We start from the raw sequence: 24457 nt of genomic DNA, 5'->3' as shown, positions 1-24457 counted from the left end.
ATGATAGAATATTCTTGTTGAATACTGTAAATTACATGGAGAAATCGATGAGAAAAAATTTTAAATTTAAAATAGCCGCTGTTTGTGGACTGCTAGCTATTTTAATCGGACTTACAGGCTGTGCTAACAATAATAGCAATAAGATTACTGTTGTTGGATCTAGTGCCATGCAGCTTTTAGCTGAGCAAGCTGGAAATGACTATCGTCTGTCTCATCCTGACAGTAATATTGTTGTTCAAGGAGGAGGTTCGGGAACTGGTCTTAGCCAGGTACAAGCAGGAGCAGTTGAGATTGGAACTTCCGATGTTTTTGCTGAAACTCAAAAGGGAATAGATCCTAAAAAATTGCAAAATTATCTTGTTGCCGTTGTAGGTATTGTACCAATTGTGAATAAGAGTGCTGGCGTAAGTAATTTGAGCAAGCAACAATTAAGTGATATTTTTACGGGTAAAATTACTAACTGGAAGCAAGTTGGGGGAAAGAACCAAACTATTACTGTAATTAACCGTTCTAAAGGTAGTGGTACGCGTGGAACTTTTGAAGGATTGATTCTCAATGGCAAAAAGCCAATTCAAGCCCAAGAACAAGACTCTAATGGTACCGTGCGTAAAATTGTTAGCTCTACGCCAGGAACAATTTCTTATATTTCATTTCCATATGCTAACGATGAAAATATTCAAAAATTGAGTATCGACGGGGTAAAGCCTACAAATAAAAATGTAGAAACGAATCATTGGCAACTTTGGTCTTACGAACACATGTATACTAAAGGTAAACCTAGCAAGAATGTTCAAAAATTTATTGATTATATGCTTGGAAGTAAAGTGCAAAATGATTTAGTACCTAAACTAGGCTATATCAGTATCGATAAGATGCAGGTTGAACGTGATAGTAATAATCATGTTGTTCAAAAATAAAGAATAGGACGTTTTGATGAATAACAAAGATCTTAAAAAAGTGGTTGAGTCTGCTTTAGATAAGCAAAAAGTTCCTCATGTTAAATTAAAAAAGATAGGTGCAAGTAAGGTTGATGTTGCTAGCTTAACTGAGCCATCAAAAGAAACACGACAAGAATATTGGGGTAAAGGATTAACTTACTGCGCTATTATTTTAATTATTATTTTGGTCGCTTCAATTATTGGTTTTATTGGATTTCATGGACTAGAAACTTTTACTAAAGATCATGTGAATGTTTTTCAATTTTTAACTTCTAGTGATTGGGATCCAGGTGAAGGGAAGAATCACGTCGGAGCAGCAGCGATGATTGTAACTTCGTTTTCTGTAACCTTACTAGCTGCTTTAGTGGCAACCCCATTTGCAATTGCAGTAGCCTTATTTATGACTGAGTATTCTTCTAAAAAGGGTGCACGCTTTTTACAATCAGTAATTGAATTATTGGTAGGAATTCCGTCTGTTGTTTATGGATTCTTGGGATTAACAGTTATTGTTCCTTTTATTAGAAATATTTTTGGTGGAACCGGGTTTGGTATTTTATCAGCGACTTTAGTTTTATTTGTCATGGTTTTACCTACAATTACTTCACTAACTGTTGATAGTTTAAAAGCTGTGCCATCTGATTACCGGAAAGCTTCTTTAGCTTTAGGTGCAACTAAATGGCAAACAATCTATAAGGTGATTTTGCGAGTTGCCTCGCCTAGAATCATGACAGCGGTAATTTTTGGGATGGCTAGAGCCTTTGGTGAAGCCTTAGCTGTACAGATGGTTATTGGTAATGCAGTTTTAATGCCAGCTAACTTAGTAAGTCCATCTGCTACTTTAACTAGTCAGTTAACTAGTCAAATGGGAAATACAGTTATGGGAACTTTACCCAACAATGCACTTTGGTCATTAGCCCTTCTATTGTTAATTATGTCTTTGGTCTTTAACTTCTTAGTCCGCTTAATTGGAAAGAGAGGACAGAAATAATGAATGCAAAAACTCGTAATAAGATTGCTACTGCTGGTATTTATACCTTAGTGAGTATTGTGGTAATAATCCTTTTTGGGATTTTAGGCGATATTCTGGTTTCGGGTGTACCACATCTTTCATGGCATTTTTTATCTTCTGAGGCTTCTTCCTATCAAGCTGGTGGAGGAGTAAGAGATCAGCTATTTAATTCCTTATATTTGCTAGTATTAACCTTAATTATTTCACTTCCTATTGCTTTGGGAGCAGGTATTTATCTAGCAGAATATGCTAAAGATAATTGGTTTACTAACTTAATTAGAACAACGATTGAAATTTTAAGCTCACTTCCTTCAATTGTTGTTGGTTTATTTGGTTATTTACTATTTGTAGTACAGTTTGGTTTTGGATTTTCAATTATTTCTGGTGCTTTGGCTCTTACATTCTTTAATTTACCAACACTAACTAGTAATATTGAACAAGCTATTGAAGGTGTTCCACAAGCGCAAAGAGATGCGGGACTTGCCTTGGGTTTATCTAACTGGAAAACAATTCGCGGGATCGTTTTGCCAGCAGCCTTACCAGGAATTTTAACTGGTATTATTTTGAGTGCTGGTAGAATTTTTGGTGAAGCCGCTGCCTTAATTTATACTGCAGGTCAAAGTGGATCTACAATTGACTATAGTAATTGGAACCCATTTAGTCCAACTAGTTTTTTGAATGTGATGCGCCCAGCAGAAACTTTAGCTGTTCACATTTGGAAGGTTAATACTGAAGGAATCATCCCCGATGCAACAATTGTTTCAGCTGCAACTTCTGCTTTATTAATTATTGTGGTAATTTTATTCAATCTTGGTGCACGTGCCTTGGGTAATCATTTATACCGCAAATTAACAGCTGCTAAGTCATAAGGAGAAATTTATGCAAAATGTAAATGAAGCCCCGACATATATTCATCAATTTGATAAAGATGAGCAGATTATTTCGACGCAAGACCTTAGTGTTTTTTATGGAGGTAGCGTTCAAAAGCTTTTTAATGCTAGTCTTCAATTTAAGAAAAAAACTATCACAGCCTTAATTGGAGGATCTGGTTCAGGAAAGTCTACTTTTTTACGTTGTCTTAATAGAATGAATGATAAAGTGGCTCGAGTAGACGGTGAAATTTGGTACCATGGCTTAGATATCAATAAAAACAATATTAACGTTTACCAGTTAAGAAAAAATATTGGAATGGTTTTCCAAAAGCCTAATCCATTTCCAAAATCAATTAGAGAAAATATTACTTATGCTCTAAAAGCAAATGGTGAAAATGATAAGCAAAAATTAGATCAAATTGTAGAAGAAAGTTTAAGAGCAGCTGCTTTATGGGATGAAGTTAAGGATAAGTTAGATAAGAGTGCATTGGCAATGTCTGGTGGTCAACAGCAGCGCTTATGTATTGCGCGAGCTCTTGCATTGAAGCCCGAAATTTTGCTGCTTGATGAGCCCGCTAGTGCTCTTGATCCTGTTTCTACTTCTAAACTTGAGGATACTCTTAAGCAGTTGAGAACTGACTATACAATGATCATGGTAACGCACAATATGCAACAAGCTAGTCGTATTAGTGATTACACAGCTTTCTTTCATTTAGGTCATGTTTTAGAGTATGACACTACTGAAAATATTTTTACTAATCCTAAGGGTGAAATTACGGAAGACTACATTCGCGGAAGTTTTGGATAAGGGGTTTACTGTGGAAAATATTATTACAAGTAAAGATGTTCACCTAAGCTATGGAAATGTTGAGGCTTTACATGGTATTAGCCTAGACTTTGAAGAAAAAGAACTTACTGCCTTAATTGGTCCTTCAGGATGCGGAAAATCAACCTTTCTTCGCTGTTTAAATAGAATGAATGATGACATACCTAATATTCATATTAGTGGTGAGATTAAATTCGAAAATGAAAATATTTACGGTCCTAAAATGGACTTGGTAGAGTTGCGTAAGAATGTTGGAATGGTGTTTCAGCAACCAAGCCCGTTTCCATTTTCGGTTTATGATAATATTGCTTATGGTCTTAGAATTGCTGGCATTAAAGATAAAGAATTAATCGACCAGCGAGTTGAAGAAAGTCTAAAGCAAGCCGCCATTTGGAAAGAGACTAAAGATAATTTAGATCGAATCGCTCAAGCCTTTTCGGGAGGACAACAACAGAGAATTTGTATTGCTCGTGCTTTAGCAGTTCGTCCAAAAGTGGTTCTGCTTGACGAGCCTACTAGTGCTCTTGACCCAATTTCAAGTAGTGAGATTGAAGAAACTCTTCTTGAATTAAAGCATGATTTTACTTTTATCATGGTAACGCATAACTTGCAACAAGCTTCTCGAATTAGTGACTACACTGCTTTCTTAATGAGCGGAGACTTAATTGAGTACGGCAAGACATCAGATATGTTTATGAATCCGAAAAAGCAAATTACTAGTGATTATCTGAATGGACGTTTTGGTTAATAAAGGAGATTTTTAAGATGCATGAAGTTTTTTTAGATGAATTACGTAAGTTGAATACTCGTTTCATGGGAATGGGTATTGATGTCAGTGAAGCAATTGACGAAGCAACGCAAGCTTTCGTTGAACATGATAAGAAATTAGCGCAAAGCTTAGTCAAAGATGATCAAAAGGTGTCACGTGCTGCTACAAAAGTTGAAAAAAGAACCTTGAAATTGATGGCTCTTCAACAACCAGTGGCTAGTGACTTTAGAAATGTTATTAGTATCTTAAAAGCTACTAATGATTTAGAACGAATTGGTGAAAATGCTAATTCAATTGCTTGGGAAACAATTCGAGTAAAGGGAAATCCTCGTATTCCGGAAGTTGAAGCAATTATTAAGTCAATGTCCAAGAAAGTTAACTTTATGTTAGATCAAGTTTTAAAGGCCTATGTACAAGGTGATGAAAAATTGGCTCGTGAAGTTGCTAAAAAAGATGATGAAGTAGATGAAGATTACGTAAAAGCTCGTAAGTTAATTATTTCTGGAATTAAGCAAGATCCAGAAGCAGCGGTTGCTTCTTCAAGCTACTTTATGGTAATTCGTTTACTTGAACGTATTGGTGACCACGTAGTTAATCTAGCACAATGGGTTATCTATAAAATGTCGGGAGAATTAGTAGATTTAAATACTAAAGATACCGATGAAATGACTGAATTATAAAATTGAATATTTTTATGAAGCAGACCAACAATTGATTGATATGGTCTACTTAAAAAAGAAAATCTGAATACAGAAAAATAGGAACCTTCACTATGAGAGTTCCTATTTTTATTTAACTTTATACTCTCGGTTGTAAGCGCGTGCAAATAATAGAAAAGAAATCTATAATGAAACTATAAATTAAACTGTAGTATTAAGTAGGGAGAAGTTATGAGCGATACAGTGCAAAAAAAGAAGAAACATCAATTTCCAACAGCATATACAGTTATTATTATCGTTTTATTATTGGTACAGATTTTAACGTTTTTTATACCTTCAGGTAATTATGCAACTCTTGAATATGATCAACCAAGTAAAGAGTTTGTAATTACAAAACCAAATGGTAGCAAACATAAAGAAGCAGCGACACAAAAAACGTTAGATAAATATAAAGTTAAGATTAATGTTAAAAAGTTTACTAGTGGCACGATCTATAAACCCGTAGCTATTCCTGATTCTTATGAAAAAATCAATCAGAAAAAGCCAGGACTCGGTGGAGCGATTTATCAATTTCTTTCTTCTCAAGTAAACGGGATTGCTCAAAGTATTGATATTATTGCCTTCGTTTTGATTCTAGGTGGTTGTATTGGAGTCGTTCATGCAAATGGTGCAATTGATGCCGGAATGCAGGCACTTTCTAAAAAGATTAAGGGTAAGCAAGTTTTATTGATTGTTTTAGTAATGGGATTGATCGCCATTGGTGGAACAACCTTTGGACTAGCTGAAGAAACAATGGCCTTTTATCCAATTTTAATTCCAGTTTTCTTATTAGCCGGGTTTGATCGAATGACTGTTGTTGCAACGATCTTTTTAGGTACAAGCATTGGGACGATGGCATCAACTATTAACCCATTTTCAACGGTAATTGCTTCTAATACTGCTGGGGTCAATTTTACAGATGCACTGCCACTTAGGATTTGCATGTGGGCAACTTGTGTTATTGTAGGGATGATTTATGTGATTCTTTATGCTAAAAAAGTGCAAAAGAATCCTAAAGCTTCATATGTTTATAATGACTTTGCTAAAGAAGATCAAGAATATATGGATCAGAATGAAGATATGCAGGACAGTAAATTTACTTGGCGTCAAAAATTAACTTTGCTTGTCTTTGCGATTGCCTTTATCGTAATGATTTGGGGTGTTCAACAAAAGGGATGGTACTTTACTGAAATTGCCGTTGTCTTCCTAGCAACGGGATATATTTTTGCCTTTATTTCAGGCTTAAGTGAGCATAAATTTGTCGAGAGCTTTGTAAATGGTGCAGCCGATTTATTAGGTGTAGCTTTAACAATTGGCCTAGCACGTGCTGTTTCAATTGTGATGGAAGAAAGTCATACAAGTGATACAATTATGAATTTCTTTAGTCAACAAGTTTCAGGGATGCCGCCGTTATTATTTATTTGGTTTATGTTCCTGGTCTACATTGTTCTTGGTTTCTTTATTCAGTCATCATCTGGCTTAGCAGTGCTTTCAATGCCAATTATGGCACCCCTAGCTAACGTGGTTGGCATTGATCGCGCAAGCATTATTGATGCCTATAATTGGGGTCAAGGATTTATTAGTTTAATTGCACCAACTGGATTAATTTTAATGAGCTTAATGATGGTAAATATTGGGTTCAATAAATGGTTTAAGTTTTGTTGGAAACTGTTAGTTATTGAATTTGGGATTTGTTTAGCCTTTTTGGCAATTGGTTTAGTTGTTTACTAACTAAGCAAATAAGTAGCTTTTAGTATTTTTTATAGTTATGATGAAGCTAAAGACATTGTTTAATATTTTAAGGAGGCTTTTGTATGGCTTATCCAAAAACTAAAAAAATTATGAATGAAATTATTGCTGATTTAACTCAAACTCACATGGTTGTCCACCAACACCATTGGTATATGCTTGGAAGAGGATTTTTAAAATTGCATCCGTATTTAGATGGTGTAATGGAGGAATTAGCTGAGCAGCAAGATGGGGTTGCTGAAAGATTGATCGCCATTAATGGTAATCCGATTTCTACTTACGAGGAAGTATTGGAAGAAACTAACGTTCCAGATCAAATTGGTAGTTGGGATTTATCAATCGAAGAAAGATTCCAACTAATTATAAATGCATACAAACAATTGCGAGATGATTATGAAAGAGGGATCAAGATTAGTGAAGGAGAAGGAGACAACTCAACTAATGATTTATTGATTTCTTATCATACCGCGATTGAAAAAAGAATTTGGATGATGTCAGCTGAACTTGGTCAACGTCCAGGTGAAGGTGAATAGGATAAATATATTTATGCAAAGCATTCCGTGTATGGAATGCTTTTTTGCTATAATGAAAGTAAATATTGCCATACAGGGAAGGAAATACCATGAATAAAGTTACAATTGTTGGGTCAATTAACGTTGATAATATTATGCATATCAAGAAACTTCCTCAACCAGGAGAAACAATAGCAATGTCTGAATTTTCAAAAGCTGCTGGTGGTAAGGGAGCCAATCAAGCTGTAGCAAGTAGTCGAGCAAAAAATGAAACAATTTTTGTTGGACGGGTTGGGGATGATGACAATGGTCGTTTTATGCTTGAGCAATTTAAAGAAAATGGAATTAATGTTGACCATGTAGCTGTAACCCCAAACCAACAAACTGGACAAGCTTATATTTTGCTTCAAGAGACAGGACAAAACTCAATTATTATTCAACATGGTGCAAATTTTGACGTAACAGCAGAAGATGTTAGAAATGCGAAAAGTCAAATTGAAGATAGTGATTTTGTGATTGCTCAATTTGAAACACCAATTGAAGCAACTATTGAAGCTTTTAAGGTTGCTAGAGAAGCTGGTAAAATTACTATTTTAAATCCTGCGCCTGCTCGTACTGATATTCCAGAAGAATTATTAGAGTTAACCGACTTGATTACTCCTAATGAAACTGAAGCTGAGAGTATTACAGGAATTAAAGTTGACAGTGAAGAGTCAATGAAGAAGAGCAGTGAAATTTTTCATCAAATGGGAATTAAGGGTGTAATTATCACAATCGGTGAACGTGGATCTTATGTTTCTTATGAAGATATTGAAGAAATTGTTCCAGCTTTCAAAGTAAAGGCAGCTGATACAACGGCAGCTGGTGATACATTCTTAGGTGCTTTATCTAGCGAATTGAAGCCTGATTTAAGTAACTTAAGAGATAGTGTGATTTATGCATCCAAATCATCCTCATTTACAGTCCAAAAATTAGGTGCATTTCCATCTATTCCAACTAGAGAAGTAGTTGAAGAAGCTTTGAAGGAGAAAAACTAATGAATAAGACAGAGCAAGATCAATTAAAAAAAGAAGCAGCTACTAAAGCTGCTAAGATGGTAGAGCCTAATTCTGTTTTAGGAGTTGGAACAGGCTCAACAGTTGCATTTTTTATCGATGCATTAGGTGAACGCAAAGAAAAAGAAGGGTTTAGTTTAAAGCATATTGTTACTACTTCTAATCGTAGTAAGAAGCAACTTGAAGGACTGGGCTTTAAGGTTGATGAGTTAGCAGATATTGATCAAGCTGATTTAACAGTAGATGGCGCTGATCGAGTAGACGATAATTTAGATGGAATTAAAGGCGGCGGTGGTGCCTTAACTTTAGAAAAAAATGTTGCTATCAACTCAAAGAAAATTATTTGGATTGTTGATGAATCAAAACTTGTTCACCATCTGAGCGGTTTTCCGCTTCCAGTTGAAGTATTACCAGTATCTGCTGAACAAAACTTTAAGCGTTTTGAAGCAGAAGGTTTGAAGCCTCAATGGCGTTTAGATGATGAGGGTAAGCGTTATGTAACGCATTACGGTAATTACATCATTGATTTAGCTGCTGATCCAACTCCAGTACCACACGGTTTAGCTGATTATTTGGACCACACTGTTGGTGTAGTTGAGCATGGTTTGTTTTTAGACATGTGTGATGAAGTCATCATTGCACATAGTGATGGTACAATCGAAGACAAAAAGAAAAATTAATATAATTTTTAAAAGACTTGATCAGTTCAAGTCTTTTTTTGTAACAAATCTTAGTTCATAATGAATATGATACGTATATTTAGAAAGAAGGACCTTTATGTCAAAAAAGCCCTTAATTATTAGTACAGATCCAGGTATTGATGATGTTGCTGCAATGACAATCAGTTTTTTTGCAGATGAACTTGATGTTAAAATGATTGTCCCAACATGGGGAAATGTTTCTTTAGAACATACTTTACAAAATACTCTTGATTTAGAGAACTTTTTACACACAAAAGTTCCTGTAGTCAAAGGAGCTAATCAGCCATTAGTACGTCCAGCAATTAGTGCAGCTTCTGTTCATGGTGAAACGGGAATTGCTGGCTTTGAATTCGAAAAAGCTAGCGATGATTTATTAGATCCAGGACTTGCAGCTACGAAGATGTATGAAACAATTAAAAACAGTCCTGAAAAAGTTACTCTATTAGGAGTCGGTCCTTTAACTGACTTTGCCCTTTTATTTAAGCAGTATCCTGATGTGGTAGAAAATATTGCCGAAGTTTATATTATGGGTGGAAACATTGGACATGGAAACCATAGTCCATTTGCAGAGTATAATATTGCGGGTGATCCAGAAGCGGCACAAATTGTTTTCCATTCCGGCTTGCCAGTTTATGTAGCTCCACTTGAAATTGGAGATAAGGCCCATTTAACTCAAGATCAGATGGACAAGATTAAAGAATGCGGCGAAGTTGGTAAAATGCTTTATTCAATGTTTTCTAATATTCATGAACCTGATGGAGATACTCGAATTAAGATTTATGATCCAACAGCAGTTGGAATTATGCTTCATCCTGAATTCTTTACTTTAAAGCCAGCTAATGTTGAAATTGAATTAGCTGGACGCTATACATATGGTGCTAGTGTGATGGATTTCTTAAGTGAAAAACATAATGCACAAATTGCAACAGACGTTGATACAGAGAAGTTTGCAGCTTGGTTCATTGATAGTATCAAGACTGCTAATAATGGGAGAAAATAATGACTGATTTAGTCTATCGCTCAGTAATGCGCGATATTAAACAAAAAATACTTAATAATGAATATGAAGATATGCGTTTGCCTGATGAGCGAAGCCTAAGCGACTATTATCATGTAAGTCGTTCATCGATGAAACGCGCTTTAGGTTTGCTTGCTCAGCAAGGGATAGTTTTTAAAAAAAGAGGTAGCGGAACATTTATTAATCCGCTCTATTTGAAAAATCAGGCACTTTTTAAGTATGAGGGATCAAATTTAGGTATTACTGATTCCTTTAGTGTTCCCGGTAAGAAGCAAAGTATTGAGCTGTTAGACTATCAGGTAATTAAGGCTGACGAAGATTTGAGACAAGACTTATTTTTAAAAGATTCAGATTTTGTTTATCAAATAAAACGACTTCGTTTATTAGATGATCAGCCATTTTTAATTGAAACAGGTTTTATTCCTATTAAGATTACTCCAGAATTAAATCCAGATATTCTTAAAGGCTCACTCTTTAACTACTTAGAAGATACACAAAATAAAACTGTAACTCGTTCATTCTTAACAATTACAGTTGAGCCATCAACTTTAGAAGATCAGTCTAAACTGATGTTGGCACCTAATGAACCTGTAGGTGTAATGGAGGGTATTTTCTTTTTAGATGATGGAACTCCATTTGAAGTTTCAAATATGAGAATTCATTATAAATACATGAAGTACAATACTTTTGTTAATTTAAGTCAAGAATAAAAAATAAGCCATTGTTTTTCTCGGGGGATGAGAGAAACAATGGCTTTTTGTATAGGACGAGTAGCTTAATCAAATTGCAAGCTATCGTCAACAGGAGACAGATATACATAGTTTAAGTTAGTGTTTTTACATTGCTCACTGAGGAAATTAATTAAAGTATCTTGTTCCGTGGTAATCGGAATTTGCTTAAGTACTATTTGAGATTGCAAATATATAACTAACTTATTACTCCAAGCAGCTGCGTCATCGTGGTTTTCAGCTTTGGCGATGACTTTTAAAATTGTCTGCTCAAGCGGAAGATATGCTTTAATTTGAACTTTTTTGAAACTAGTATATAAATCTTTTAATACTGTGATGATTTCATCGTGCTTTGTAATAGATTTTTCTAATCTCTTTTGATACGGCTCGAAGGGATGTAATTAAATTAACCAATACGGGTCAAGCGATTCGAATTCATGGTGGATTGATGAGAATTAAACAGGGGATCGTCCCAGGTTATAATTTTAGATCCCATGTTTTATCGCCCATTAAGAAAAAATAGCTAAGATGACAGCAAAATATTTAACAGCCGATAAGTTAATTTACTTAAATGCGTCAACTACTATTTCACAGTTGTGTCCCTGTCTTAAGGACCTAAATGCAACCGTTATGACAAATTCGATTGATAATGCGAGTGCCCTAATGATGGATAACTTGCCCAATGTGATCTTATTAGGCGGCTATTTAATGAAATCCGCTCGTAAATCCCCGTATTTTAATGCGCGGATGGATAGGGCTTACCGTCTTTGATTGCGTTATAGACTTGATCGTTGATGTATTTCTCTACCACTTCTTTTGACATATTGCCTACACTGCCAAAATAATAGCTTGGCGACCATAGATGTCCGCCCCACATCTTGTTTTGCCTAATTTCGGGATGTGCCTGCAAAAACAACCTGCCACTTCTGCCTTTTAGAGCCTTGATTACACTAGAACCAGATTTAGAAGGCTTAAAGCTAACCAATAAGTGAACATACTCGGGCATGATCTCCATTTTTTCTATCTTAATTTGATTATCCTCGGCAATCTGCAATAAAAGCTTTCGCATTTCTTCGGCTAAATTGGTATTTGTAAAAAGATGATTGCGGTATTTGGTACACCAAATCAAATGATAATGAGTATTGTAGACGTAGTGCTTTTCATAGCTTGCGTCTTTTATTTTGTCTTTCTTTACAGCTGGGAAGTGATATTGCCTTTGTCAAAGACTATGCTAAAACACAAAAGCAGATCGGCATTGATCTTAACTTGGATAATTTCTTGACGGATTCTAACGGTGCAATAGTAGCTAATCCAAGGTTTTATCGCAGAGCCAAGAAAAAGCTCGCCCACGCTCAAAGAATACTTTCACGTAGAGAACGCAGAGCCAAAAAAGAAGGACGCTCTTTGTGTGAATCCAAGAACTATCAAAAACAGCGCCTAGCCGTAGCTAAACTGCACGACAGGATTCGCAGACAGAGACAAGACTTCTTGCAGGTTCTTTCTACTGCATTAATCAAAAACCACGATTTAGTAGTAGCCGAAGAACTAAGAAGTAAAAATCTCTTAAAGAATCATGCTCTTGCCCAATCTATTTCTGATGTAGGATGGCGGAGTTTCTTAACCATGCTCGAATATAAAGCTGATCTTCATGGCAAAAAGTTTGTCACGATTGATCCAAAATTTACTACGCAAAGGTGTCATAATTGCGGAAACATAATGGGACAAAACGGCTATAAGAAACTTACGCTTAAGGATCGGAAATGGACTTGCCCAGTATGCGGAAGTTATCATATAAGAGATTGGAATGCTTCTGTAAACATCTTAGAAAAAAGCAAAGGTATTTGGAAAAATCCTAAAATAAAAAAAGCAATCTAAATAGACTGTAGTCCGTTTGGCAACTTGCGGACTCAAAAGGCTTTGGTAATTGGAAAAACCGCTGTTTGGATTTTCGCAATTCAAACAAGTTAAGCCTGTATCTAAGCAAATTGGTGAAATAGTTAGCGCAAGCTAACGAACCACCAAGCCCCAGAATTCATTCTGGGGTAGTTGACATAAAGAGAATCACTATACATCTTCTTTAAATAGTTTAAAAGAAATAGATAAATATGAATTTGATATTGCCGTAATTGGGACATCATCGGTTAATAAAAATGGAGTTTTTGTAATTAATCACTCTGATGCACAAATTGAAAGAGAAGTAGTTAATCGAACCAAAACAGTTATTTTACTGGCAGAAGAATATAAATTTAAAGAAGATAGATCTTCGCCGTATAAGGTAATGGATTGCAAGCAAGCTGATATTTTGATCACAGATAATAAGCTTGATCCCCAGTATCGAAAATATTTTAAAAAGAATATTAAGATTCGGGAAGTACTTGAGGAGGAAAATATAAAAAGTAAGTAATTATAATTGGACCGTCCCAATTTTCTTAAAAGTTGAATTTATGCATTTGATACTATATGATATTACTGTAATAAGGAAATGAAAACTATTTCAAGGAGATATAGCTATGGCAGTAAATTACGATTCTCAAGAATACTTAAAGAGTGTTGACGCATACTGGCGTGCAGCTAACTACTTATCAGTGGGACAATTATTTTTAATGAGTAATCCTTTACTTAAAAGAGAATTAAAGGCAGAAGATGTAAAACCTAAGCCAATTGGTCACTGGGGTACAATTGTGCCACAGAACTTTATTTATGCACATTTAAATCGTGCAATTAAGAAATATGATTTAAACATGTTCTACATTGAAGGTTCTGGTCACGGTGGTCAAGTAATGGTATCGAACTCATATTTAGATGGTTCTTATACTGAACGCTACCCAGAAATTACTCAAGATGAAAAGGGAATGGCTAAGTTATTTAAGCAATTTAGTTTTCCAGGTGGAGTTGCTTCTCATGCTGCTCCAGAAACTCCTGGATCCATCCATGAAGGTGGAGAATTAGGATATTCACTGTCCCACGGTGTTGGTGCAATTTTAGATAATCCAGACGTAATTGCAGCAGTTGAAATTGGTGATGGTGAATCAGAAACTGGTCCACTTGCTACTTCTTGGTTTTCAAGTAAGTTCATTAATCCAATTAAAGATGGTGCAGTTATTCCGATCTTGCAAATTAATGGCTTTAAGATTTCTAACCCAACTATCGTTTCTAGAATGAGTGATGAAGACTTAACTAAGTACTTTGAAGGAATGGGTTGGAAGCCATACTTTGTTTCTGCATATAAAGACGGCGAATTTAATGGTTATAAAGACCATATGGAAGTTCACCAAGAAATGGCAAAGACAATGGACGAAGTTGTTGAAGAGATTAAGTCTATTCAAAAACATGCGCGTGAAAACAACGATGATTCCTTAGTGAAGTGGCCAATGATTGTCTTTAGAGTACCTAAGGGTTGGACGGGTCCAAAATTTGATCTAGATGGCAATCCAATTGAAAATAGTTTCCGTGCTCACCAAATTCCAATTCCTGTTGCTCAAGATGATATGACTCATAAAGAAATGCTTACTGATTGGATGGAAAGCTATAAGCCAGAAGAATTATTCGATGAAGATGGCTCACCAAAAGATATTGTTAAGGAAAATACCTTATCAGGCGACCAAAGAATGGCTATGAATCCAGTAACCAATGGTGGTATTGATCCAAAAGTCTTAAATATGCCTGATTACCGCGACTTTGCAATTAAATTTGATAAACCTGGCTCTGTTGAAAAACAAGATATGGCTGAATGGGCAAAATATTTAGATAAGATGTCTGACTTGAACCCAACTAATTTCCGCGGTTTTGGTCCAGATGAAACTAAGTCTAATCGTTTGTTCCAACTTTTAGATAATCAAAAACGTCAATGGATGGAAAATATTCATACTCCAAACGATGAAAACTTGGCTCACGAAGGTCGTGTGATTGACTCACAATTGTCAGAACACCAAGATGAAGGTTGGCTTGAAGGATATGTGTTAACTGGTCGTCACGGATTCTTTGCTACTTATGAAGCATTTGGCCGTGTAGTTGATTCAATGCTTACTCAACATATGAAATGGTTGAGAAAAGCTAAAGAACAAGCTTGGAGACATGATTATCCAGCCTTAAACTTAGTTGATACTTCAACTGTTTTCCAGCAAGACCACAATGGTTATACTCACCAAGATCCCGGTATGTTGACTCATTTGTATGAAAAGAATCGTCCAGATTTAATTCACGAATACTTGCCAGCGGATACTAATTCACTTCTTGCTGTATCTGATAAGGCATTTAGAGATCGTGAATGCATCAATGTGTTAGTAACTTCTAAACAACCTCGTCCTCAATGGTTCTCAATTGAAGAAGCTAAGAAATTAGTTGATAAAGGCCTTGGTTATGTTGACTGGGCATCAACTGATAAGGGTGCTAAGCCAGATGTTGTTTTTGCTTCAACTGGTACTGAACCAACAATTGAATCTTTAGCTGCCATTGACTTACTTCATAAGAAATTCCCAGACTTAAAGATTCGCTATATTAATGTGATTGATGTAATGAAGTTAATGTCACCAGAAAAGAATCCAAATGCAATTAGCAATGAAGAATTCAACCGTCTTTTCCCTAAAGGTACACCAGTTATCTTTGCATGGCATGGATTTAAGCCAATGATGGAATCAATTTGGTTTGATCGTGGCCGTGGAAAAGACGATGTTCATATTCATGGCTATGAAGAAAATGGTGACATTACCACTCCTTTTGATATGCGTGTTTTAAACCACATGGATCGCTATGATTTAGCAAAAGATGTAGTAGAAAGTATTCCTGAGCTCAGTGAAAAGAATGCCGATTTCATTGATGAAATGGATAGCTTGCTTGCTAAACATCATCAATATATCCGTGATAACGGTAAAGATATGCCTGAAGTTACTGAATGGCAATGGAATGGCTTAAATTAAATATATTATTTTTTAAAGATCGGATTAATTTCCGATCTTTTTTAATTGTAGTTATTAAAAAATCATTGTATTGTTAGTGTGACATTTATTGTTATAATATATTAAGTAAAGTAAGTGTAATTTTAATAAAAAAGATATTGTAGGAAGGGATGATGAGATGGATTTTAAAGATGTTTTAGCAAGTGAACATGCAACAAGAAAGTTTACTGATCAAAGAGTAAGCGAAAAAACTGTGATTAAGGTAATCGAAGAGGCACAAAGAACACCATCATTACTAAATTCACAACCATGGCGAATTTATGTAGCTGAAGGTGAGGTGGCAAAAGCAATAAGAAAAGATCATGAGGAGAAGGCCTTGGCTCATGAAGAACCACATGAAGATTTTGCCTCATTGCTAAAAGTTGAGTGGGATACATTCCCAAGTAAGAACATGGCAACAATGAGTGAAACGTTAGATTACTTTTTACGTGGTGAATCTGATACTTTTGATCAAGCCCAAGTGAAACTATTTAATGCTCCTGTGATCGTATTTTTGACTATTCCTAAAAAATCTCCCGCTTGGTCAATTTTTGACTTAGGTGCGTTTTCTCAGACATTAATGTTAGCTGCTAATAATCGCGGCTTAAGCACAATGCCTGCGCAGGCCTTTGTTAAATATCCAGATGTAATAAGAAAATATTTGGATATTCCAGAGGATGAATCAATCGGAATTGGGATTGGTTTAGGATATCCTAATAAGAAGGCAACAATTAATAATTACAAGTCTAAGCGTGTACCGTTAGATGAAGTTTTAAAGATTAAAAAAGATATCTAATTGAGAAACTCTTGAAGAATTAAAGGATACCTAATATATTAGATGGAATTCTTCAAGAGTTTTTTGCTTACTTATTTAAAATAAAATTAAAATATGACATAATTATAAAAAAACAAAGGAGAAGAAGAATGATGCTGTTAGTTTCTCCCGAGCAATGGGCTAATTGGGATAAATGGTTCAATTATACATTGCCAGGTTATATTTTAATTTTAGGAACGATTTTTTTATTTGTTGGATTGATTCCATTTTTATGTGTACATAATAAAATTACTTATACTTTATTTGGGGTAATAACTGTATTTTTAGTAACTTTTCTTGGGATAGCGTATTTTAAAAATAAGGAATCAACAGAATATGTCAATGAAAATCACTATTTGACACCGATGGTTAGAGAATACGATGCTCAGATTTTTTCTAATAAATATTATGATCCAGAAGAAATCGAGGCGTTTAAATATGTAGCTGATATTCAGACTCCGTCACACTTACCCTCAATTTATAAAAAGATACCAGTGAAGCAAGAAGTTACCTATCTTGGTAAAAATGATTATTATGCTTTTATTGAATTAAATAATGTAGTAATGAAGTTCAGTTTAGCAGATTGTAAAAAAATCCCAGGAAATAAAGCTTACTTTACAGGCTATCATTTTAAGATTAAAAATAGGAAGTTTTTGAAGTTAGGATTTATTGATTTAAAACATAATTTACGCGAGAAAGTTGAACTACCAGCTAATTCCTATAATAAGCAGGTTTCAAGTAATATTGAAGAAAATTATAATCATCCCGGATTAGTTGCAAACTGGATCCCTGATTCAGAAAAATAATGCTAAAATAGAGATGTAATTATTTAATATATAAAAAAGGTGAAGATCACTTGTCTACAAGTACTATAACTACTAATTTAATTGTTATTTTCATAACGTTTTTAATTGCAATTTTCTTTGTTGTTGCTGAATTTGCTTTAGTGCAAACTAGATCGAGTCAGCTAGAAGATATGCTGGCAAACGGTCAAGGCAATCCTAAGAAACTAAAGCGTGCTCTACATATGGTTCATAACTTGAATGAGTCATTATCTACCACTCAAGTAGGTACTACTTTAGTTGGTGTTATTTTAGGTTGGATTGGTCAAGGAACTATTGAAGAATTATTGACCGATGTGTTTAAAATGACACCTTGGTTTGGAGCAAAGACTAGTGGAGTATTAGGAGCAACTTTAGGTGTTGTATTGCTAACTTATTTAGAAGTTGTTGTAACTGAAATTGTTCCTAAGAATATTGCTATTGACATGCCTGTTAAGTGTTTAATGGCAGTTGTTACTCCTTTAGCTGCTTTCCATACGATTGTATATCCATTCGTCTGGTTACTTAACCATAGTGCTAATGGATTGCTGCATCTATTGGGAATGCAGTCAGCTGATGAAGAAAGTGAAGTTTATTCACAATCTGAAATCTTACGTTTATCTCGTAACGCTGTAACTGGCGGCTCACTTGATAAAGACGATCTTTTGTACATGGAACGTGCTTTTGAATTAAATGACAAAGTTGCTAAAGATATCATGACAGATCGTACCCAACTTCAAGTTTTAAATGCTACTGATGATGTGAAGACGGCTTTAGAGAAATACATTAAAGATGGCTTTAGCCGTTTCCCAGTTGTGCGTGATAACGATAAAGATGATGTTGTAGGATACGTTTATGCTTATGATATCGTAAGTCAAGATCAGGAAAATCCTAATGTTCCGATTACTAGAATTATTAGAGCGATTATTACTGTGCCTGAATCAATGTTAATTCAAGATATTTTGAAATTAATGATTAAAAAGCACACACCAATTGTTTTAGTAGTTGATGAGTATGGTGGAACAAGTGGAATTGTAACTGATAAAGATATTTATGAAGAACTCTTCGGATCAATTAAGGATGAAATCGATGATGTTTCAGACGAATATATTGTCCGCGATGATCATGGAAATATTCACGTTTCAGGAAAGACTACTTTATATGATTTTGAACGCTACTTCCATACTAAGCTAAAGGCATTCGAAGATAGTGATATTATTACCATTGGTGGTTATATGATGGAACACTATCCTAACTTAAAGAAGGGTGAATCTGTTGATTTAGAAGGCTTTAAGTTTAAGCTAGTAAACATTGAACAGGGATTCATGCGTTGGTTCCTCGTTTCTAAGATTGATCAAGCCAGTGAAAATGGTGATTCAGAAAATAGCGATCAAAGCGATAAAGAAAAAGATAAATAATCGGAAAAAGCACCTCAAGATAGGTGCTTTTTTATCTAATTAAATGTTATAATTCTACTATTAACAACGCATTTATAAAAGGATATAGAGGGTTAAAATGCAAAATAGTGATAATATTGACAACATTATTGATCGTGTTTTATTTAGTCAAGATGACATCGAAGAGATCTGTCAAAGGCTAGGTAAGCAATTAACTGAGGATTACGCTGGTAAGTTTCCATTAGTCATTGGGGTACTAAAGGGTGCTGTATACTTTATGACTGATTTAACACGCCATATGAACGTAAAAATGCAAAATGACTTTATGGATGTTTCAAGCTACGGTGATGGCTTTGAATCAACCGGTAAAGTTAGATTAGATATTGATGTTCAAGCAGATGTTAAAGGTAGAGATGTATTACTGGTTGAAGATATTGTTGATACTGGTCATACTTTAAAATTTATGAAGGATCTATTAATTGAACGTGGCGCAAAAAGTGTAAAGTGTTGCGCACTTCTTAACAAGACAGAACGTCGTGAAGATGATGTGGTTGTAGATTACTATGGCTCAAAAGTTGAAAATGAATTTGTAGTTGGCTATGGACTAGATTATTTAAATGCTTACCGTAATCTACCTTATGTGGGTGTTTTAAAACCAGAAGTTATTCAGGCAAACTTAAACCGTTAATCATTCAAAATATCTTTATCATAAAGTTAAAAAGGGTTGAGACTTCCTTCTTAGCTAGTGGAAGTTTCAACCCTTTATCTATAAGCTTTATTATTGGCGATTATTCTGTTTTTTCATATAGTAATAAATAGGAAGGCCCAATAGGGTTAGACCTATACCAGTTATTGAGAGCCAGAATTCGTTAATTACAGTACTGATCACAATGAATAAACCACCACCAATTGAGATGATCGGGACAATTGGATACCAAGGAACAACATAAGGACGTTCCAGTTTAGGTTCGCGGTAGCGCAAAATTACTACTGCAATTGAAATTAGGGTGGTAAAAGTCCACATGACGAAAACGAGCATATTAGTTAACAGGTCAAAAGTTCCTAGTAGAATCATTATTAAAGATACGAAAAGAATAATTAGTGCACTCAGTGTAGGCACACCTGTATTAACATTAGTACGACTAATTTTATCAGAAAATGGTAACATTTTATTTCGTGCTAAAGTATAAGGTATTCTCATTCCTGTAAGCATAAAACCATTAATTGCGCCATAAACTGAAATTAAAATTCCAATAGTAACTAATTTACCGCCTAAACTACCAAATAGTTTTAACGAAGCTAAATAGGCAGTATTTTGATTCCCAATAATTTCTTTAAAAGGGATAGCGGTTAAAAATGCGTAGTTGACTAATACATAAATTAAAGTAATAGCCGATAGTCCAATAATGATCGCTCTTGATAGGTTTTTCTCAGGCTTTTCAATCTCGCCAGCTAAATTAGTTACGTTAATCCAGCCATCATAAGCAAATAAAGCTGCAAGTAAACCACCACTTAAACCTGTCCAAAAAGAAACATTATGTCCAGAGCTTAAAGGAAGTAGGGTAATATTGACTTTGTTTGAGTTAAAAAGTCCAAACAGCACAATTAAAGCAATTGGGATGGTCTTAAGAATAGTCATGACTGATTGCATCCGGGTTGAAAATTTTGTAGAAATAAAATTTAACCCCATTAAAAATATGGCTAGCAGTAGAGCAATTAAAGTTGCGTATTTAGCAGGCAGGTTAAATAAAACAACAAATTGTTGTCCAAATATAACGCTTAGAGCAGCGATATTAGCAGGAAAATAGACTAGCATTTGAGCCCAGCCAAATAAAAAGCCCCAAACTTTCCCGTAAGTATACTCGATGTACTTGATAGAACCCCCAGTAACTGGAAGAGCAGCCGCAATTTCAGATACGGTGAGGCCAGAAGCAATGGAAACAATACCGGCTAAAATCCAGACGAAAAGAGTTAATGAGGGAGTGCCAGTTTCATGACTAATGCTTCCTATTTTGAAAAAAACGCCCCCACCAATTACAGTGCCAACGACTGTAGCTAGGGCTTGACCAAAGCTAATTTGTCTTTTCAAGATTATGCTTTCCTTTCGATATATCTATAACTTTTAGTAATGATATCATTTTATACTAAATCTTAATGAAAGTGGTGTAGAAAGAAGAAGTTCGTTAAAATAGCTAATGGAGGGACTGCAATGCATCGTTATCGACATAAATATACTTTTCCAAGTATTATTATCTTACTTATTCTAGCTTTCTCAGGACTAGTGTGGGGATACTTTAATATGAGGCAAAATACAACTGTTCCTCGTGGTTCAAATATGAGTGTACTAGGCATTGAACTAGACCAAACAAAAGATTACATTGATCTACATAAGTTAGAAAAAAATGGTATTTCTTTTGTATATTTGCGATCAACACAAGGAAAATCTTATTTTGACGATAATTATTTACTTTATCGCGATCAAATTCAAGGAACTAACTTAAATTTTGGTACAATTATTGCTTATAGTGATGAAACAAGTAATCAAGAACAATACCAATACTTTTTGAATAAAGTTGGAACTAACACCGGAAGTTTGCCTGTTATGATTGTTCCAGCGGCTAGTCACTTGACTAAATCATATTGGAAGCGAATGGGAGTTTTTGCTCAAATGATAAATAATCTTGGAAAAAGAGTAATGATAGCTGGTGATTACCGTTATCATAATTACTTTCCTGCAGGAACAAGATTTTTATATACAGGAGCAAGTTTAAAAGATAGGCGACACTATGCCTTTTGGTGTTACACTCAAAATGGAAGAGTTAAAAATATAGATAATCTCGAACGGGATGTAACTATGTTTGCTTATATTGGTACTAATACACAGTATGAGCAATTATATGGTCAGCAAGGAACACAATAGAGGAAATAAAATGTATTCAAACGCAATTACACAAGTTTTAGAAAAAGAACATAAGAATAAACCAACCTTAATTCAAGAAAGAACATACGATGCCATTCGTAATGGTGCTAGCATCGTAGGATTAGCTAAGACTGGTACTGGTAAAACTTTAGCTTATGGTTTACCAGTAATGGAGCGAATTGCCGAAATTGGTGGTCGAGGCATTATTTTAGAGCCTACTACTGAATTAGCGATTCAAACTAGGAATAATCTTTTATCTTATGCAAAATCATTAGGATTAAAAACAATTGCATTAGTTGGAGCAGGAAATAGAAAAAGACAATTAGAACGTTTAAAAAAGGAAAAGCCGGAAATAATAATTGCTACACCAGGGAGATTTTTTGACTTTTTATCAGAGAATAGAATCAAGTATCAAGACATTAATGCTTTGGTAATTGATGAAGCAGATGATATTTTAGAATTCACAAAATTAGATTTGCTGAGTTCATTAGGACAAAATTTGTCTTCGTCTGCTCAAATCTTACTTTTTGGAGCATCAGAGTCAGAAATTACGAAAGATGCTGAAGATTTGTTTAATCATACTTTCTTACTGATTGATGTAAGACCAGAACAAAAATCTGAAGTTAAACATTACTTTTTACAAGTTTCAAATGAATATAAAATGCAGTTTTTGCAGCGGTTGGCAAAGTTAGATAAGTTTAAGGGCATTCTCTTTTTTGATAGTACAGAAAGTGAAATGAGATTTGCTCGAATTTTTAGTCACAGTAAGACAAAATTTGCTGTTTTAAGTAATGAAACTAGTAAACAAAATAGAGAAAAGATTCTTAGTGATTTTAGAGCAGGTCGAATTAAGTTTTTATTTGCGACTGATTTAGCAGCTCGTGGGTTAGATTTACCTGATGTTAGCTATGTTATTAACTTTGAAATTCCAAGTGAAGTGAACACTTACTTGCATCGGAGTGGTAGAACGGGCAGAATGAATAAATCAGGAACTGTTGTCACTCTTGGGGATGATCATGACTTTAGAGACTTAAAGAAATTACTGTCTGATACTTATCAAGTCCAAAGGGCATATTTTGCAGGCTATAGTTTAACGACTGAAAAGCCAAAACGAAAAAAAGAAGAGCCAGAAACTCAAGAGAAGAAAGTAAAGGAAATTAAGCCTAAGCATAAAAAGAAGCGTTGGCGCAATAAGAAAAATAAAGGATATCATCCTCGAAAGGATAGAAGAGAAAAATAATGTCATCTTTAGTTAAATGGCTAGAAACTTATGTTTTGCCACCTGCATCTCGTTTAGCTCAAGTACACTGGCTAGTTGCAATGCGGGATACTTTTATTTCTTTACTGCCAATTACAATGGCTGGTTCAATTGCAATGCTATTTAATAGCATCATTAGAGCAGCTAAAGTACAAATGCATTGGGATACTTTTTATTCTTTGATGCAGCCCGTAGTAGCAATTGACAACATCATATGGGAAGGTACATTTGCCCTTTTTGCTGTTTATTTTGCAATTTCTTGGGGTTATCATCTAGCTAAAATATATGAAGTGAACCGATTTGCAGGTTCTGTCGCTTCTTTAGTTGCTTTTTCAATGAGCATTAGTGATTCTGTTAAATTGCGCATTGATGGGGATATAGTTGATATTAAGAATGCTTTTGATATTAAACAATTTTCTACAATGGGCCTATTTACAGCTATTATCTTTGGCTGTATTGGGACAGCTTTATTTATTACCTTTTATAAGGCTAGAATTAGACTAAAAGTAGATAGTAGTATGCCGCATGCGGAATGGGTGGCGTTTAGCACTCTGATTCCGATCCTGCTTTCTATTTTTATTGTAGGTTTTGTTAATTATGCTTTTCAAAGGCTTACAGGAACATATTTTGGTAATTGGCTGCTTACTACTATCCAACGGCCCTTGGTTAATTTAGGACAGGGCTTTGGAGTTGTTTTATTAGTTACATTTTTGGTTCAGATATTCTGGTTCTTTGGAATTAATGGTATAAGTGTACTGACGCCAGTAATGGATTCTTTATGGCTGACACCAGAAAATATTAATGTTACCGCTGTTAGAAATAGTGAGCATGTTCCTTATATTTGGGTTCGCGACTCTTTTAATGTTTTTGCATGGTTTGGCGGAGCAGGCGGAACTCTGGTATTAATTATTGCCATTTTAATGTTTTCTAAGCGTAAAGATTATCGAACAATAGCAAAGATGGCTGTAGCACCAGGAATTTTTAATATTAATGAACCTATTATTTTCGGTCTGCCGGTTGTTTTTAACCCTGTCTATTTAATTCCGTTTGTTGTAGCTCCTTTAGTAAATGTATCCTTAGCTTATTGGGCTACACAGGCTGGTTTAGTTAATCCAGTTCAAATTTTTGTTCCAACTGTAATGCCGCCACTTATTGGACCGTTCTTAGCCTGCAATTATGATTGGCGTGCTATTGTACTGGCTCTTATTAATATGGTAATTGCACTTCTTATTTGGATGCCATTTGTTTTTGCGGCAGATAAGATTGCTAAGCAAGATAATAATCAACGGAATTTCTATTTACCTCAATATTAAATTTATGATAGTGAAAAACTAGTTTTTATGTTAAAGTAGAAACTAGTTCTGACCCCGTAGTTCATCTGGATAGAACAATGGTCTCCTAAACCGTAGAGGTGAGTTCGAATCTCACCGGGGTCATA

23 protein-coding genes, 1 tRNA gene and 3 pseudogenes are annotated in these 24457 nt (G+C 34.9%); 24 read left to right on the top strand and 3 right to left on the bottom strand.

The window, feature by feature from the left end:
• The first annotated feature begins 47 nt into the window (after positions 1–47).
• From Q9R40_RS08295 to Q9R40_RS08240, 12 genes are all read left to right on the top strand, one after another.
• Positions 48–917 (top strand): phosphate ABC transporter substrate-binding protein, encoded by an 870-nt coding sequence (locus tag Q9R40_RS08295; protein ID WP_304677253.1) that lies wholly within the window; start codon positions 48–50, stop codon positions 915–917.
• A gap of 16 nt (positions 918–933) precedes the next feature.
• Positions 934–1926, top strand: coding sequence for a phosphate ABC transporter permease subunit PstC (pstC, locus tag Q9R40_RS08290; RefSeq protein ID WP_011161729.1), 993 nt, complete (start codon positions 934–936; stop codon positions 1924–1926).
• Positions 1926–2816 (top strand): phosphate ABC transporter permease PstA, encoded by an 891-nt coding sequence (gene pstA / locus Q9R40_RS08285; protein ID WP_004896942.1) that lies wholly within the window; start codon positions 1926–1928, stop codon positions 2814–2816. The genes pstC and pstA overlap by 1 nt, the downstream gene beginning before the upstream one ends.
• 10 nt (positions 2817–2826) lie before the next feature.
• Positions 2827–3627, top strand: a complete 801-nt coding sequence (gene pstB / locus Q9R40_RS08280) for a phosphate ABC transporter ATP-binding protein PstB (RefSeq protein WP_004896943.1) — start codon at positions 2827–2829, stop codon at positions 3625–3627.
• Positions 3628–3637: 10 nt separating this feature from the next.
• Entirely contained in the window at positions 3638–4393 is a 756-nt protein-coding gene (pstB, locus tag Q9R40_RS08275; protein WP_304677251.1) for a phosphate ABC transporter ATP-binding protein PstB, read from the top strand.
• 17 nt (positions 4394–4410) lie between these two features.
• Positions 4411–5094 carry a phosphate signaling complex protein PhoU gene (gene phoU / locus Q9R40_RS08270; protein ID WP_270516102.1) on the top strand — a complete coding sequence of 228 codons (684 nt, stop codon included), beginning with the start codon at positions 4411–4413 and terminating at the stop codon, positions 5092–5094.
• Between the two features lie 210 nt (positions 5095–5304).
• Positions 5305–6843: a YfcC family protein gene (locus tag Q9R40_RS08265; RefSeq protein ID WP_304677249.1), complete on the top strand. Its 1539-nt coding sequence runs from the start codon at positions 5305–5307 to the stop codon at positions 6841–6843.
• A gap of 83 nt (positions 6844–6926) precedes the next feature.
• Positions 6927–7394, top strand: a complete 468-nt coding sequence (locus Q9R40_RS08260) for a DNA starvation/stationary phase protection protein (RefSeq protein WP_300591962.1) — start codon at positions 6927–6929, stop codon at positions 7392–7394.
• 89 nt (positions 7395–7483) lie between these two features.
• Positions 7484–8410, top strand: coding sequence for a ribokinase (gene rbsK / locus Q9R40_RS08255; RefSeq protein WP_304677247.1), 927 nt, complete (start codon positions 7484–7486; stop codon positions 8408–8410).
• Positions 8410–9108: a ribose-5-phosphate isomerase RpiA gene (gene rpiA, locus Q9R40_RS08250; protein WP_304677245.1), complete on the top strand. Its 699-nt coding sequence runs from the start codon at positions 8410–8412 to the stop codon at positions 9106–9108. Before rbsK ends, rpiA begins: the two co-directional genes overlap by 1 nt.
• Before the next feature lie 97 nt (positions 9109–9205).
• Positions 9206–10129 (top strand): nucleoside hydrolase, encoded by a 924-nt coding sequence (locus Q9R40_RS08245; protein ID WP_300591968.1) that lies wholly within the window; start codon positions 9206–9208, stop codon positions 10127–10129.
• On the top strand, positions 10129–10857 hold the full coding sequence (locus Q9R40_RS08240) for a GntR family transcriptional regulator (RefSeq protein ID WP_004895425.1): 729 nt from the start codon (positions 10129–10131) through the stop codon (positions 10855–10857). Before Q9R40_RS08245 ends, Q9R40_RS08240 begins: the two co-directional genes overlap by 1 nt.
• 65 nt (positions 10858–10922) lie before the next feature.
• Here Q9R40_RS08240 and Q9R40_RS08235 read toward each other — a convergent pair whose 3' ends face one another.
• Positions 10923–11213, bottom strand: coding sequence for a bacteriocin immunity protein (locus Q9R40_RS08235; protein ID WP_297939400.1), 291 nt, complete (start codon positions 11211–11213; stop codon positions 10923–10925).
• A 32-nt stretch (positions 11214–11245) separates the two neighbouring features.
• Between Q9R40_RS08235 and Q9R40_RS09545 the strand changes: the two are divergent.
• Positions 11246–11619 (top strand): annotated as a pseudogene (locus Q9R40_RS09545) (DeoR family transcriptional regulator); the annotation flags it as partial.
• Here the strand turns inward: Q9R40_RS09545 and tnpA are convergent.
• A complete protein-coding gene (gene tnpA, locus Q9R40_RS08225) occupies positions 11612–12055 on the bottom strand; it encodes an IS200/IS605 family transposase (RefSeq protein ID WP_304677261.1) in 444 nt (147 codons plus the stop codon). The pseudogene Q9R40_RS09545 and the gene tnpA sit on opposite strands and share 8 nt — an antisense overlap.
• Here tnpA and Q9R40_RS08220 point away from each other — a divergent pair.
• From Q9R40_RS08220 to hpt, 7 genes and pseudogenes are all read left to right on the top strand, one after another.
• A pseudogene (locus tag Q9R40_RS08220) lies at positions 12055–12750 on the top strand (RNA-guided endonuclease TnpB family protein); the annotation flags it as partial. The gene tnpA and the pseudogene Q9R40_RS08220 sit on opposite strands and share 1 nt — an antisense overlap.
• Positions 12751–12925: 175 nt before the next feature.
• A pseudogene (locus Q9R40_RS08215) lies at positions 12926–13279 on the top strand (DeoR/GlpR transcriptional regulator); the annotation flags it as partial.
• Between the two features lie 106 nt (positions 13280–13385).
• Positions 13386–15791, top strand: coding sequence for a phosphoketolase family protein (locus tag Q9R40_RS08210; protein WP_300594555.1), 2406 nt, complete (start codon positions 13386–13388; stop codon positions 15789–15791).
• A 157-nt stretch (positions 15792–15948) separates the two neighbouring features.
• A complete protein-coding gene (locus tag Q9R40_RS08205) occupies positions 15949–16605 on the top strand; it encodes a nitroreductase (protein ID WP_243536242.1) in 657 nt (218 codons plus the stop codon).
• Positions 16606–16736: 131 nt separating this feature from the next.
• Positions 16737–17429 (top strand): hypothetical protein, encoded by a 693-nt coding sequence (locus tag Q9R40_RS08200; protein WP_304677260.1) that lies wholly within the window; start codon positions 16737–16739, stop codon positions 17427–17429.
• A 50-nt stretch (positions 17430–17479) separates the two neighbouring features.
• Positions 17480–18862 (top strand): hemolysin family protein, encoded by a 1383-nt coding sequence (locus Q9R40_RS08195; protein WP_300594553.1) that lies wholly within the window; start codon positions 17480–17482, stop codon positions 18860–18862.
• A 97-nt stretch (positions 18863–18959) separates the two neighbouring features.
• Positions 18960–19529: a hypoxanthine phosphoribosyltransferase gene (gene hpt / locus Q9R40_RS08190; protein ID WP_004895417.1), complete on the top strand. Its 570-nt coding sequence runs from the start codon at positions 18960–18962 to the stop codon at positions 19527–19529.
• 90 nt (positions 19530–19619) lie between these two features.
• On the opposite strand, the gene Q9R40_RS08185 is transcribed toward hpt, so the two are convergent.
• Positions 19620–20930: an APC family permease gene (locus tag Q9R40_RS08185; RefSeq protein ID WP_304677241.1), complete on the bottom strand. Its 1311-nt coding sequence runs from the start codon at positions 20928–20930 to the stop codon at positions 19620–19622.
• 120 nt (positions 20931–21050) lie between these two features.
• Between Q9R40_RS08185 and Q9R40_RS08180 the strand changes: the two genes are divergently transcribed.
• From Q9R40_RS08180 to Q9R40_RS08165, 4 genes are all read left to right on the top strand, one after another.
• Complete coding sequence (locus Q9R40_RS08180; RefSeq protein ID WP_243536251.1) at positions 21051–21761, top strand: GH25 family lysozyme; 711 nt, start codon at positions 21051–21053, stop codon at positions 21759–21761.
• Between the two features lie 10 nt (positions 21762–21771).
• Positions 21772–23001 carry a DEAD/DEAH box helicase gene (locus tag Q9R40_RS08175; protein WP_300594548.1) on the top strand — a complete coding sequence of 410 codons (1230 nt, stop codon included), beginning with the start codon at positions 21772–21774 and terminating at the stop codon, positions 22999–23001.
• Entirely contained in the window at positions 23001–24332 is a 1332-nt protein-coding gene (locus Q9R40_RS08170) for a PTS sugar transporter subunit IIC (protein ID WP_300594545.1), read from the top strand. The genes Q9R40_RS08175 and Q9R40_RS08170 overlap by 1 nt, the downstream gene beginning before the upstream one ends.
• A 50-nt stretch (positions 24333–24382) precedes the next feature.
• Positions 24383–24455: transfer RNA gene (locus Q9R40_RS08165), tRNA-Arg, on the top strand.
• Positions 24456–24457: the final 2 nt, after the last annotated feature.

The organism is uncultured Lactobacillus sp. (genome assembly GCF_948948975.1).
In the GTDB taxonomy this organism is placed as follows: domain Bacteria; phylum Bacillota; class Bacilli; order Lactobacillales; family Lactobacillaceae; genus Lactobacillus.
Note: the sequence above shows the minus strand (reverse complement) of the source record. Positions and strands in the feature narration are given on the sequence as shown.

Excerpts from the sequence above, each read along its gene's own strand:
- Q9R40_RS08295 (WP_304677253.1), top strand. The coding sequence starts at position 48 with ATGAGAAAAAATTTTAAATTTAAAATAGCCGCTGTTTGTGGACTGCTA.
- pstC (WP_011161729.1), top strand. The coding sequence starts at position 934 with ATGAATAACAAAGATCTTAAAAAAGTGGTTGAGTCTGCTTTAGATAAG.
- pstA (WP_004896942.1), top strand. The coding sequence starts at position 1,926 with ATGAATGCAAAAACTCGTAATAAGATTGCTACTGCTGGTATTTATACC.
- pstB (WP_004896943.1), top strand. The coding sequence starts at position 2,827 with ATGCAAAATGTAAATGAAGCCCCGACATATATTCATCAATTTGATAAA.
- phoU (WP_270516102.1), top strand. The coding sequence starts at position 4,411 with ATGCATGAAGTTTTTTTAGATGAATTACGTAAGTTGAATACTCGTTTC.
- Q9R40_RS08265 (WP_304677249.1), top strand. The coding sequence starts at position 5,305 with ATGAGCGATACAGTGCAAAAAAAGAAGAAACATCAATTTCCAACAGCA.
- Q9R40_RS08260 (WP_300591962.1), top strand. The coding sequence starts at position 6,927 with ATGGCTTATCCAAAAACTAAAAAAATTATGAATGAAATTATTGCTGAT.
- rbsK (WP_304677247.1), top strand. The coding sequence starts at position 7,484 with ATGAATAAAGTTACAATTGTTGGGTCAATTAACGTTGATAATATTATG.
- rpiA (WP_304677245.1), top strand. The coding sequence starts at position 8,410 with ATGAATAAGACAGAGCAAGATCAATTAAAAAAAGAAGCAGCTACTAAA.
- Q9R40_RS08245 (WP_300591968.1), top strand. The coding sequence starts at position 9,206 with ATGTCAAAAAAGCCCTTAATTATTAGTACAGATCCAGGTATTGATGAT.
- Q9R40_RS08240 (WP_004895425.1), top strand. The coding sequence starts at position 10,129 with ATGACTGATTTAGTCTATCGCTCAGTAATGCGCGATATTAAACAAAAA.
- Q9R40_RS08210 (WP_300594555.1), top strand. The coding sequence starts at position 13,386 with ATGGCAGTAAATTACGATTCTCAAGAATACTTAAAGAGTGTTGACGCA.
- Q9R40_RS08205 (WP_243536242.1), top strand. The coding sequence starts at position 15,949 with ATGGATTTTAAAGATGTTTTAGCAAGTGAACATGCAACAAGAAAGTTT.
- Q9R40_RS08200 (WP_304677260.1), top strand. The coding sequence starts at position 16,737 with ATGCTGTTAGTTTCTCCCGAGCAATGGGCTAATTGGGATAAATGGTTC.
- hpt (WP_004895417.1), top strand. The coding sequence starts at position 18,960 with ATGCAAAATAGTGATAATATTGACAACATTATTGATCGTGTTTTATTT.
- Q9R40_RS08180 (WP_243536251.1), top strand. The coding sequence starts at position 21,051 with ATGCATCGTTATCGACATAAATATACTTTTCCAAGTATTATTATCTTA.
- Q9R40_RS08175 (WP_300594548.1), top strand. The coding sequence starts at position 21,772 with ATGTATTCAAACGCAATTACACAAGTTTTAGAAAAAGAACATAAGAAT.
- Q9R40_RS08170 (WP_300594545.1), top strand. The coding sequence starts at position 23,001 with ATGTCATCTTTAGTTAAATGGCTAGAAACTTATGTTTTGCCACCTGCA.